The organism is Serratia sp. Sp408 (genome assembly GCF_057180665.1).
Genome location: NZ_JBXUFT010000008.1, coordinates 83,716 through 96,337 on the forward strand (window position 1 = coordinate 83,716; position 12,622 = coordinate 96,337).

General features: G+C 55.4%; 10 protein-coding genes and 2 tRNA genes. All 12 read right to left on the reverse strand.

The window, feature by feature from the left end:
* Window positions 1-100: 100 nt before the first annotated feature.
* The gene (locus tag AC2AXP_RS19500; RefSeq protein WP_004955898.1) at window positions 101-2,029 is read right to left on the reverse strand and encodes a DEAD/DEAH family ATP-dependent RNA helicase; all 1,929 of its coding nucleotides are present in this window, start codon (window positions 2,027-2,029) and stop codon (window positions 101-103) included.
* The gene (gene yrbN, locus AC2AXP_RS19505) at window positions 2,019-2,099 is read right to left on the reverse strand and encodes a protein YrbN (protein ID WP_096335046.1); all 81 of its coding nucleotides are present in this window, start codon (window positions 2,097-2,099) and stop codon (window positions 2,019-2,021) included. The genes AC2AXP_RS19500 and yrbN overlap by 11 nt, the downstream gene beginning before the upstream one ends.
* 118 nt (window positions 2,100-2,217) lie before the next feature.
* Window positions 2,218-3,102: a lipoprotein NlpI gene (nlpI, locus tag AC2AXP_RS19510; protein WP_004955899.1), complete on the reverse strand. Its 885-nt coding sequence runs from the start codon at window positions 3,100-3,102 to the stop codon at window positions 2,218-2,220.
* Between the two features lie 129 nt (window positions 3,103-3,231).
* Entirely contained in the window at window positions 3,232-5,352 is a 2,121-nt protein-coding gene (gene pnp, locus AC2AXP_RS19515) for a polyribonucleotide nucleotidyltransferase (RefSeq protein ID WP_004955901.1), read from the reverse strand.
* A gap of 242 nt (window positions 5,353-5,594) precedes the next feature.
* Window positions 5,595-5,864 (reverse strand): 30S ribosomal protein S15, encoded by a 270-nt coding sequence (gene rpsO, locus AC2AXP_RS19520; protein WP_010279698.1) that lies wholly within the window; start codon window positions 5,862-5,864, stop codon window positions 5,595-5,597.
* Between the two features lie 155 nt (window positions 5,865-6,019).
* Entirely contained in the window at window positions 6,020-6,964 is a 945-nt protein-coding gene (truB, locus tag AC2AXP_RS19525) for a tRNA pseudouridine(55) synthase TruB (protein ID WP_004955902.1), read from the reverse strand.
* Window positions 6,964-7,374: a 30S ribosome-binding factor RbfA gene (gene rbfA / locus AC2AXP_RS19530; protein ID WP_004955903.1), complete on the reverse strand. Its 411-nt coding sequence runs from the start codon at window positions 7,372-7,374 to the stop codon at window positions 6,964-6,966. The genes truB and rbfA overlap by 1 nt, the downstream gene beginning before the upstream one ends.
* Before the next feature lie 82 nt (window positions 7,375-7,456).
* Window positions 7,457-10,147, reverse strand: a complete 2,691-nt coding sequence (gene infB / locus AC2AXP_RS19535; RefSeq protein ID WP_004955904.1) for a translation initiation factor IF-2 — start codon at window positions 10,145-10,147, stop codon at window positions 7,457-7,459.
* Between the two features lie 24 nt (window positions 10,148-10,171).
* Window positions 10,172-11,659, reverse strand: a complete 1,488-nt coding sequence (nusA, locus tag AC2AXP_RS19540) for a transcription termination factor NusA (RefSeq protein ID WP_004955905.1) — start codon at window positions 11,657-11,659, stop codon at window positions 10,172-10,174.
* A 21-nt stretch (window positions 11,660-11,680) separates the two neighbouring features.
* Complete coding sequence (gene rimP / locus AC2AXP_RS19545; protein WP_071586634.1) at window positions 11,681-12,133, reverse strand: ribosome maturation factor RimP; 453 nt, start codon at window positions 12,131-12,133, stop codon at window positions 11,681-11,683.
* Between the two features lie 216 nt (window positions 12,134-12,349).
* A tRNA-Met gene (locus tag AC2AXP_RS19550) sits at window positions 12,350-12,426 on the reverse strand.
* 61 nt (window positions 12,427-12,487) lie between these two features.
* Window positions 12,488-12,574 (reverse strand) — tRNA-Leu (locus AC2AXP_RS19555).
* Window positions 12,575-12,622: the final 48 nt, after the last annotated feature.

A 12,622-nucleotide genomic window follows, 5' to 3' on the forward strand; every position in this document is an offset into this window, starting at 1 on the left:
TGATACGTCATTAACCGCAGCAATCCCTCTTTTCAGACGTAAAAAAACCAGCCCGAGGGCTGGTTTTCATCATGACTTAGCGCGAACGATAAATCAGTGCTTATGCGTCACCGAAACGACGACGTGGAGTGGCTGGCGCTGCATCGTCACGACGCGGTGCGCGGTCACGGTTGAAGTTACCACCGCCACGACGTTCGCCACCGGCTGCATTTCCGCCTTCACGACGCTCGCCGAAAGAACGACGCGGTGCGCCTTCACGACGTTCGCCGTTGAAAGGACGACCGTTGCCGCGACGTTCGCCACCGGCGTTACCGCCTTCGCGACGCTCACGACGTTCATGCGGCTGAGCATCGCCCAACAGTTGCATATTCATCGGCTTGTTCAGAATGCGGGTGCGCGTGAAGTGATTCAGGATCTCGCCCGGCATGCCTTTTGGCAGTTCGATGGTGGAGTGGGAACCAAACAGCTTGATGTTACCGATGTAACGGCTGCTGATGTCGCCTTCGTTGGCAATCGCACCAACGATATGACGCACTTCCACGCCGTCATCACGGCCCACTTCGATGCGGTACAGCTGCATTTCACCCACGTCACGACGTTCGCGACGCTGTGGACGCTCACCGCCGTCACGGCTATCACGACGACGGTCACCGCCGCGATCGTCACGGTCGTTGAATTCACGACGTTGACGCGGTTTGAACACCGGATCCGGTGGCAGGATCAGTGGACGTTCGCCCTGTGCCATCTTCAGCAATGCTGCTGCCAGCGTTTCGATGTCCAGCTCTTCTTCCGGCTGCAGTTTAGCCAGCAACGCGCGGTACATATCCAGATCGCTGCTTTCCAGCTGCTGCTGAACCTTAGCGGCGAACTTGGCCAGACGGCGTTGACCCAGCAGTTCTGCGTTCGGCAGCTCAACCTCAGGGATCGTCAGCTTCATGGTGCGTTCAATGTTGCGCAGCAGGCGGCGTTCGCGGTTTTCCACGAACAGCAGCGCACGGCCAGCGCGGCCAGCACGACCGGTACGGCCGATACGGTGAACGTAAGATTCGGAATCCATCGGGATATCGTAGTTGACTACCAGGCTGATACGCTCAACGTCCAGGCCACGGGCCGCAACGTCGGTAGCAATCAGGATATCCAGACGACCGTCTTTCAAACGCTCCAGGGTCTGCTCACGCAGCGCCTGGTTCATGTCGCCATTCAGCGCGGCGCTGCTGTAACCGCTGCGCTCCAGCGCTTCGGCCACTTCCAGCGTGGCGTTTTTGGTACGCACGAAGATGATGGCTGCATCAAAGTCTTCGGCTTCCAGGAAACGCACCAGCGCTTCGTTTTTACGCATGCCCTGTGCAGTCCAGTAGCTCTGGCTGATGTCAGGACGGGTAGTGATGCTGGATTGAATGCGCACTTCCTGCGGCTCTTTCATAAAGCGGCGGGTAATGCGACGAATCGCTTCCGGCATGGTAGCGGAGAACAGCGCGGTCTGATGTTCAGCCGGGATTTCCGCCATGATGGTTTCTACGTCTTCGATAAAGCCCATGCGCAGCATTTCGTCAGCTTCATCCAGCACCAGACCGCTCAGGTTAGAGAGGTTCAGGGTGCCGCGTTTCAGGTGGTCCAGCAGACGGCCCGGGGTACCCACTACGATTTGTGGGCCCTGGCGCAGGGCTCGCAGCTGCACGTCGTAACGCTGGCCGCCGTACAGAGCCACAACGTTAACGCCGTTCATGTGTTTGGAGAAATCGGTCATCGCTTCGGCAACCTGAACCGCCAGTTCGCGGGTCGGGGCCAGCACCAGAATCTGTGGTGCCTTCAGGGAAGCGTCGAGGTTATGCAGCAGTGGCAGCGAGAACGCCGCAGTTTTACCGCTGCCGGTTTGTGCCATACCCAGCACATCGCGACCGTTCAACAGGTGAGGAATACACTCAGCCTGGATCGGTGACGGTTTTTCATAGCCCAGATCGGTCAGGGCGGAAATGATAGGAGCAGACAGCCCCAGGTCAGCAAAAGAGGTTTCAAGCTCAGTAGTCATGTACACGTGCCTCATTAATAATGGCAGCCAGTCTACATAACTCGTCGAGAAAATTTTCAGTCATTTTCATTGAAAAGTGTGAACCGGCTCAAATTAGATTATAAAACGAACAAAAAAGCCCTCACCCGTGAAGGCGATAGCTATGGTCGGTTAAACCAAGGTCTATCAGGCTGTTAGATGTTCGTCAGCTATTGCTGGTCCGATTCCGATAGGTCGTCTTGTTCTTGGCCCAAAAGCGCCAATTCCAACAATGCATAGCGGTGCTCAACAAAGTTATGAACGTTGTTAGCCACCGTCAGTTTGAACAGCGCCGAAGCGGTGTCCTTGTCCCCCAGACTCAGGTAGTGTTTACCCAAATAGAAGTCAGTTTCACTGAGATGCTCAGCGAGCGAAGTGTTATCCGTTGCATCCGCCTTGAGGCTTTCCATCAGCGTTTTTTCGCTGATCTTACCCAGGTAGAATTCGACAATTTTCCATCCCCATTGCCCTCGGTCCGCTTTGTCGTAACGCTGTTGAAGCGCTACGTCAGCCTTCTTGGGATCGATTTCTCGTTCCACAAGATACAGCCACAACGAACGGAAGGGATCATTTGGGTCGTCTTGATAAAACGCCAGCAGATCATCCTGCGCCAACGGGAAGCGGCCGCCATAATACAGTGCGATGCCCCGGTTTAAACGCGCGTAATTGTAAGTTGGATCAAGCTCTAGTACAGAATCAAACGCTTCATAGGCAGCATCAAAATTGCCTGCCTGCGTTAAGTAAATGCCCAGGTAGTTGAAAACTTCCGGCATATCGGGACGTATCGCCAGCGCTTGTGAAAAGTCATTGCGCGCCAGTGCACGTAACCCAAGACTATCATACAGCACACCGCGCTCATATAAAAGCTGCGCGCGCTCATCGTCCGTCAGTGCCCGACTGGCAAGTATTTGTTCCATGCGCGCCAGGATCACTTCCTGCTGCAACGTAGGCTGCAACGGGATAGCCAGAACGTCATCTTTACGCCAATCATTGTTGCTGCATCCTGCCAGCATGAGCGCTGTCGCAACGTAACACCAGCGTAAGAAAGGCTTCATTTCCCACTCCCGAAGACAAACATTGGATGAACGTCCTGTCCTCCGCTTGCTAAAACGCGGGCTTCCTACCCGCGCGATACGAACAGCTCCCAACCCCAGGGGCGGGGAGCTGTCAAAACTGCTTTACAGTTATTCTGCTTCTGGTGCAGCAGGAGCATCCGCTTCAGGCGCGGTAGCTTCCTTGATGCTCAGGCGCACACGGCCCTGGCGATCAACTTCCAGCACCTTGACCGGCACTTCCTGACCCATCTGCAGATAGTCGGTCACTTTCTCAACGCGCTTGTCAGCGATTTGTGAAATGTGAACCAGACCTTCTTTACCGCCGCCGATCGCCACGAAGGCGCCGAAATCAACGATACGGGTCACTTTACCCTGATACACGCGGCCCACTTCGATCTCTGCGGTGATCTCTTCGATGCGGCGAATGGCAAACTTGGCCTTCTCACCGTCGGTAGCAGCGATTTTAACTGTACCATCATCTTCGATTTCGATGGTAGTGCCAGTCTCTTCAGTCAACGCACGGATGACTGAACCGCCTTTACCGATCACATCCTTGATCTTGTCCGGATTGATCTTGATGGTGTGGATGCGTGGTGCAAACTGAGAAATATCGCCACGCGGAGTGCTGATAGCCTGTTCCATCACGCCCAGGATGTGCAGACGCGCGCCCTTGGCCTGGTTCAGTGCCACCTGCATGATTTCGCGGGTGATACCTTCAATTTTAATGTCCATTTGCAGCGCGGTGATACCATCACGGCTACCAGCCACTTTAAAGTCCATGTCACCCAGGTGATCTTCGTCACCCAGAATGTCGGACAGAACCACAAAGTTGTCCTGCTCTTTCACCAGACCCATGGCGATACCGGCAACGGCAGCCTTGATCGGCACACCGGCGTCCATCAGCGCCAAAGAGGCACCACAGACCGAAGCCATGGAAGAAGAACCGTTGGATTCGGTGATTTCAGACACCACACGCACCGTGTACGGGAAATCTTCTGGTTTAGGCATCATAGCCAATACGCCGCGTTTCGCCAGGCGACCGTGACCGATTTCACGACGTTTAGGCGAGCCCACCATACCGGTTTCACCCACGGAGTATGGAGGGAAGTTGTAGTGGAACAGGAAGCTGTCGGTTTTTTCGCCCATCAGCTCGTCCAGGTTCTGCGCGTCACGTGCGGTACCCAGCGTCGCGGTAACCAGCGCCTGAGTTTCGCCACGGGTGAACAGCGCGGAACCGTGGGTGCGCGGCAGTACGCCGGTGCGCACGTCCAGACCACGGATCATGTCTTTTTCGCGACCGTCGATACGCGGTTCGCCACGCAGTACGCGGCTACGCACTACGTTTTTCTCGACGCTACCCAGGATGTCCTGGATTTCGCCAGCGTCCAGGGACTCGTCCTGCGCCAACAATGCGGCAATCACGTCTTCTTTAATCGCATCAACCTGAGCATAACGCTGCTGTTTTTCGGTGATGTGATAAGCGTCACCCAGACGGCCTTCCGCCAGTTCTGCTACGCGGGCGTGCAGCGTTTCGTTAACCGCTGGCGCCTGCCAATCCCACTTCGGTTTGCCGACTTCGGCAACCAGGGAATTGATGTTTTCAATCACAACCTGCTGCTGCTCGTGGCCGAATACCACCGCGCCCAGCATTTGATCTTCGCTCAGAACGTCAGCTTCGGATTCAACCATCAGTACCGCGCCTTCGGTACCGGCAACCACCAGATCCAGACGGCTTTCTTTCAGCTCGTCGGTGGTCGGGTTCAGCACGTACTGGTCGTTGATGTAACCGACGCGTGCTGCACCAATTGGGCCGCTGAACGGAATACCGGACAGGCTCAGGGCGGCAGAAGCACCGATCATCGCCACGATGTCCGGGTTAACCTGCGGGTTGACCGATACTACGGTCGCAATCACCTGCACTTCGTTCAGGAAGTTGTCCGGGAACAGTGGGCGGATTGGACGGTCAATCAGACGCGAGGTCAGGGTTTCGCCTTCGCTTGGACGGCCTTCACGACGGAAGAAACTGCCTGGGATACGGCCGGCCGCGTAGGTACGCTCTTGATAGTTAACGGTCAGTGGGAAGAAGCTCTGACCTGGTTTGGCTTTTTTCTGGCCTACAACGGTAACGAATACCGCGGTGTCATCCATGCTTACCATGACGGCAGCAGTGGCCTGACGTGCCATCATACCGGTCTCGATGGTGACGGTATGCTGGCCATACTGGAATTTGCGAATAGTCGGTGTCAGCAAAATTTTTTCCTTAGATTAGGCGCGCAATCGTATTGACGACTCGACACGCCGGTGACTCACTGATCTTCACACTACATCCTCGCGACTAATGACAACCCTTATCTCATGCGCGAGATAAAGTCTCTCATTAGCCGCGCGAACCTCTGTACCGGAAGATCCTCAACAATACATTAACCTGATTTGCTTATGCTTCCTAGAAGAAAGGGGCCAAAATAGGCCCCTTTCCACTGAAACTTGTTCGATTAGCGACGCAGACCCAGACGCTCGATCAGGCTGGTGTAACGTGCTACATCTTTACGCTTCAGGTAGTCCAGCAGCTTACGACGCTGAGAAACCATACGCAGCAGACCACGACGGCTGTGGTGATCTTTTTTGTGCTCTGAGAAGTGGCCTTGCAGATGGTTGATCTGCGCAGTCAGCAGGGCAACCTGAACTTCGGTAGAACCGCTGTCGTTAGTACCACGACCGAAATCAGCTACGATTTTAGCTTTAGCTTCAACACTTAGAGACATTGTCATACTCCAGATTATAGATAATAAATACAGGCGCCGATCTCTAATTCAGCAACCCAATGCATAAGCTGCGCCATTCTACTCTGATCCCCATCATCCTTCAAGCAACAGGCAATGTGCGCAGCAGCAACGCCAGACGAGGCGTTGTTAACCGGTCAGTCGAAATGCTCGACAACCAGCCGTTTTGGTGCCACCCGCCCGTCGTCGGCAATCTCACCGACGCCGATGAATTTATGCTCATCGCCTTCGGTGATACGTACCATACCGTGCGCTGGCGCGCCGGCAGCCTGAACCGGCTGCCCCTGCTTGACGTAGCCCGCCACCGCTGGCAGCAGGTTAACTTCCGGGAAGTTTTCCACCGGACTGTCCATCGGCATCAGCAGCGGATCGAGCAGTTCACCCGGCGCGATGCCTTCGGCCTGTGCCTGTTCCAGCAATGCGCTCAGCTGTTCCAGCGTCACCATGCGTTCGATCGGATATTTCGCTACCTGCAAACGACGCAGATAAATCACGTGCGCGCCGCAGCCCAGCAGTTCGCCGAGATCGTCGGTAATGGTGCGGATGTAGGTTCCTTTGGAGCAGTGGATTTCCAGCTCCAGCTCATCCCCTTCCCAGCGGATGAACGTCAGTTCGTACACCGTGATGCTACGCGCCTCACGTGGCACTTCAATGCCCTGACGCGCGTATTCATACAGTTTCTTACCCTGATACTTCAGCGCGGAATACATCGATGGCACTTGCTGAATGTTGCCGCGGAAGGTGTCCAATGCCGCGTCGAGTTGCTCGCGGGTCACGTTGACCGGGCGCTCTTGCACCACCTGGCCGTCCGCATCCGAGGTATCGGTGCGCTGGCCCAGACGGGCTATCACCCGATAACGCTTGTCGGAGTCGAGCAGAAACTGGGAAAACTTGGTCGCTTCGCCCAGGCAAATCGGCAGCATACCGGTCGCCAGCGGATCGAGCGCGCCGGTATGGCCCGCGCGATTGGCGTTATAGCAACGTTTTACTTTTTGCAGCGCGTCGTTGGAAGACAGCCCCTGCGGCTTGTCCAGCAACAAAACGCCGTGAATGTCACGGCCGCGGCGACGAGGGCGACTCATTAAGCCTCCTCGTCATCACCGGAAGCAGTGCGACGCTCGGCGTCGTTCTTCACTACGTTAGTCACCAGGTTGGACATGCGCATGCCTTCAACCAGCGAGTTATCGTAGGCAAAGGTCAGTTCTGGCACCACGCGCAAACGCATGGCCTTGCCCAGCAGGGTACGGATATAACCGGACGCGTCTTGCAGCGCCTTGATGCCGTTGGTGACCAGATCGGGATCGTGGTTTTCGGTCAGCACGTTCAGGAAAGTCACATAAACTTTGGCATAGGCCAGATCGCGCGACACTTCCACGCCGGAAACGGTCGCCATGCCGACACGCGGATCTTTGACTTCACGTTGCAGAATGATGGCAATCTCTTTCTGCATCTCTTGCGCGACGCGTTGGCCGCGGCTGAATTCTTTTGCCATTTTGGATTCTCCAGACAAATCGGGGGGCACAAGGCCCCCCAGAACAGATGTTACCCATTGGGTATCAGCAGATATGCGATCGTTAAGCGATGGTGCGTTGGATCTCGATGATTTCGAATACTTCGATCATGTCGCCGACGCGCACGTCGTTGTAGTTCTTCACGCCGATACCACATTCCATGCCGTTACGGACTTCGTTAACGTCATCTTTAAAGCGACGCAGGGATTCCAGCTCGCCTTCGTAGATAACCACGTTGTCGCGCAGTACGCGGATTGGGTTGTGACGCTTGATGTTACCTTCGGTAACCATACAACCGGCGATAGCACCGAATTTCGGTGATTTGAACACGTCACGCACTTCGGCCAGGCCGATAATCTGCTGTTTGTATTCTGGTGCCAGCATGCCGCTCATCGCCTGCTTCACTTCGTCAATCAGGCTATAGATGACGGAGTAGTAACGCAGATCCAGGCTTTCAGCTTCGATGACACGGCGCGCAGAGGCGTCGGCACGAACGTTGAAGCCAATGATGATGGCATTGGAAGCCGCTGCCAGCGTGGCATCGGTTTCGGTGATGCCGCCAACGCCGGAACCGACAATCTTCACTTTCACTTCGTCGGTAGACAGCTTCAGCAACGAGTCGCTGATCGCTTCGCAAGAACCCTGTACATCGGATTTCAGTACGATGTTCAGTTCTGAAACTTCGCCGTCGGTCATGTTGGCGAACATGTTTTCCAGCTTGGATTTCTGCTGACGCGCCAGTTTGACTTCGCGGAACTTGCCTTGACGGTACAGCGCCACTTCACGCGCTTTCTTCTCGTCACGCACCACGGTCGCTTCGTCACCCGCTGCCGGAACGCTGGACAGACCAAGGATTTCCACCGGGATGGATGGACCGGCAGAGACCACTTCACGGCCCAGTTCATCACGCATCGCACGCACACGGCCGTATTCGAAGCCGCACAGCACGATGTCGCCCTTGTTCAGCGTACCTTCCTGTACCAGCACGGTGGCAACCGGGCCACGGCCTTTATCCAGGAAGGATTCGATGACAACGCCGCTCGCCATGCCGCTGCGCACCGCTTTCAGTTCGAGGACTTCAGCTTGCAACAGGATAGCGTCGAGCAGTTCATCAATACCGGTACCGGCTTTGGCAGATACGTGTACGAACTGCGCTTCACCGCCCCACTCTTCCGGCATAACGCCGTACTGGGACAGTTCTTGCTTCACGCGATCCGGATCGGCTTCTGGTTTGTCGATTTTGTTAACCGCAACCACCAATGGCACCTGAGCCGCCTTCGCGTGCTGGATGGCTTCGATGGTCTGCGGCATCACGCCGTCGTCCGCCGCCACAACCAGAACCACGATATCGGTCGCCTGAGCGCCGCGAGCACGCATCGAGGTAAACGCGGCGTGGCCCGGGGTATCCAGGAAGGTGATCATGCCACTGTCGGTTTCAACGTGGTAGGCACCGATGTGCTGGGTAATGCCGCCGGCTTCGCCCGATGCCACTTTGGTGGAGCGGATGTAGTCGAGCAGCGAGGTTTTACCGTGGTCAACGTGGCCCATGATGGTCACTACCGGAGCACGAGGCTCGGCAGCGGCAGCACCGGTATCACGATCGCTCATCAGCGCTTCTTCCAGCTCGTTTTCACGACGCAGGATAACCTTGTGGCCCATCTCTTCGGCAACCAGCTGTGCGGTTTCCTGGTCGATGACCTGGTTGATGGTGGCCATGGCGCCCAGCTTCATCATGGTTTTGATAACCTGAGAGCCTTTTACCGCCATCTTGTTGGCCAGTTCGGCAACGGTAATGGTTTCGCCAACGATAACGTCGCGGTTAACCGCCTGCGCTGGCTTGTTGAAGCCCTGCTGCAGCGTGCTTGGCTTACGCTTGCCTTTACCACCACGGGTAACGGCGCGCGCTTCTTCGCGATCGGCCTTGGATTCGGACAGCTTGCTGCCTTTCTTCTGCTTGGTGGATTTGCCACCGCGAGTACGGGCACGACGGTCACCTTCAACCTTGGCGTCGTTCTCGTCTTCTGCGGCACGCGCATGCTGGGAGGTGGTAACGTGATAGTCGGCAGTTTCAACAGCGGCGCTTGCCGCGTCGGCTTCAGCCCACTTCTCGCCGTTTTCTTCCGCCATGCGGCGCGCTTCTTCAGCAACGCGTTTGGCTTCTTCTTCCACCTTACGGCGCACTTCTTCTTCCGCTTTACGTTTCAGTTCAGCGGCTTCGGCTTCGCGTCGTGCTTTTTCTGCCTGAGCTGGCTTGGTCATTTCGTCGGTATGTTGATTGGTCACTTTATCTTTTTCCGCTGCATCACGCTTAGCTTTTTCAGCGGCCTCACGTTTGGCTTGCTCTTCGGCTGCGCGCTTCGCTTCTGCTTCGCGTTTCGCTAGCTCTTCCGCTTCGCGCCGTGCCTGCTCTTCCGCTTCACGCTGTGCCTGCTCTGCCGCTTCCGCCTGTTGGGCTTCTTGCGTATCGCGATTTACATAAGTGCGTTTCTTGCGGACCTCAATTTGCACCGATTTACTTTTACCGCCGGTGCTCGGGATATTCAAGGTGCTGCGCGTTTTGCGCTGCAACGTCAGTTTACCTGGCGCGCTGCCGTGTTCACGGTTCAGGTGCGCCAGTAGGGTTTCTTTTTCTTGCTGGGTGACAGAGTCGGTCTCAGACTTGTTGATCCCTGCATCAGCAAACTGCTGTACCAGGCGATCAACCGGAGTCTGAATCTCTGCTGCCAGTGATTTTACGGTTACATCTGTCGTCATGCTGTTCCTTCCTGCTACAGTTTATTACGCGTTGTCGCCAAACCAACAGATATTACGTGCGGCCATAATCAGCTCGCCGGCTTGCTGATCGCTAAGCCCTTCAATATCAGCCAGATCGTCAACACCCTGCTCGGCAAGATCTTCCAGCGTACAAACCCCACGCGCGGCCAGTTTAAAGGCCATGCTGCGCTCAAGACCCGGCAGGTTGAGCAAGTCATCAGCAGGTTTTTGGTCGCCCAGGCTTTCTTCTTGAGCCAGGGCCAGCGTGGTCAATGCAGCTTTGGCGCGATCGCGCAACGCTTCAACCATATCTTCATCGAGACCGTCGATTTCCAGCAGCTCTTTGATTGGCACATAGGCCAGCTCTTCCAGCGTAGAGAAGCCTTCTTCAACCAGTACGGTGGCGAATTCTTCGTCGATATCAAGATATTTGGTGAAGGTATCAATGGCGGCATGAGCTTCGGCCTGATGCTTGGCTTGCAGATCGTCCGCCGTCATCACGTTCAGTTCCCAGCCGCTGAGCTGAGAGGCCAAACGCACGTTTTGGCCGTTACGGCCAATCGCCTGTGCCAGATTGCTGGCTTCAACGGCGATATCCATGGTGTGCCGATCTTCATCAACCACGATCGAGGCAACGTCTGCCGGGGCCATGGCGTTGATGACGAACTGGGCCGGGTTGTCGTCCCACAGCACGATATCAATACGTTCGCCGCCGAGCTCGCTCGAAACGGCCTGAACGCGTGCGCCGCGCATCCCGACGCAGGCACCGACCGGGTCGATACGCTTGTCGTTGGTTTTAACGGCGATTTTGGCGCGAGAACCCGGATCGCGGGCTGCCGCTTTGATTTCAATAACTTCTTCGCCAATTTCCGGCACTTCGATGCGGAACAGTTCTTTCAGCATTTCCGGGCTGGAGCGGCTGACGAACAGCTGTGCGCCGCGTGCTTCCGGGCGAACCGCGTACAGAACGCCGCGGATACGGTCGCCTGGGCGGAAGTTTTCGCGTGGCAGCATGTCTTCACGGCCAATCACCGCTTCGGCGTTGCCGCCGAGATCCAGCGCGATGCTGTCGCGGTTAACTTTTTTCACCACGCCGGTGACGATTTCACCTTCGTGCTGACGGAAAGCGTCGACCACCATCGCACGCTCGGCTTCACGTACTTTCTGTACGATAACCTGCTTGGCGGTCTGGGTGGTGATGCGGTCAAAGGTAACGGATTCAATCTGGTCTTCGACGTATCCGCCCAGCTCGATGCTTGGGTCTTCATACTGAGCCGCTTCCAGCGTGATTTCACGCGTAGGCTGGGTAACTTCGTCAACGGCGACCCAGCGACGGAAAGTATCGAAATCGCCGGTTTTGCGATCGATGCTGACGCGCACGTCAATTTCCTGCTCGTATTTTTTCTTGGTTGCGGTGGCTAATGCGGTTTCCAGCGCTTCAAAAATCTTCTCACGCGGAAGGGATTTTTCATTGGAAACAGCTTCAACAACAGCCAGAATCTCTTTATTCATCCTAGTTGCCTCATCCAAACTTTAAAAGTGGGGTACCAGGTTCGCTTTCTGAATATTGCTCAGCGCGAACACTTCATCTTTCCCATCCACAGTAACCGTGATCATTTCGCCTTCGACAGACTTGATGATGCCCTGCCACTTACGGCGGTTCTGTACCGCCATGCGCAGGACCAGGCTGACTTCTTCACCGAGGAAACGAGTATAGTGTTCTGCGGTGAACATCGGGCGATCAAGGCCAGGAGAGGAGACTTCCAAGTTGTAAGCGACCGTAACCGGATCTTCGACATCCAATACGGCGCTGACCTGGTGGCTGACATCAGCACAATCATCAACATTAATGCCGTTTTCACTATCAATATAGATGCGGAGCGTGGATTGGCGCGCACGAATAAATTCTATGCCTACAAGCTCAAAGCCCAACGCCTCTACCGGTGCCGAAAGCATCTCTGTCAATTTTTGTTCTAATGTGGACAAGCCCACCCCCAAGACATAAAAAAAGGGCTTAATAGCCCAGTGATTCTGTTGCCAAATAACAAAAAACCCCGAAAATTCGGGGCTTTATGCAACTGGACCCTGTTTGCCGCAATGCGGCTTCGGTACAACTTTCTGACAAGTGTCATTTTCAAATGTTGTTCGAGAAAAGCGGATTCAATCGAAAAGTGTATTTGAAAATAAACACTTAAAGGAAAGTGGTTGCGGGGGCCGGATTTGAACCGACGACCTTCGGGTTATGAGCCCGACGAGCTACCAGGCTGCTCCACCCCGCGTCCGAAAACGTGGCAAATACTACGCTGATAATCGCAAAAATGCAAGTTATCTCTGGGATATTGGTACCGAGGATGGGACTCGAACCCACAAGCCCGTTAGGGCACTACCACCTCAAGGTAGCGTGTCTACCAATTCCACCACCTCGGTACTGATTCTTACTGCAACGGCCGTTTGCATTGCTGCCAACCACCGTTT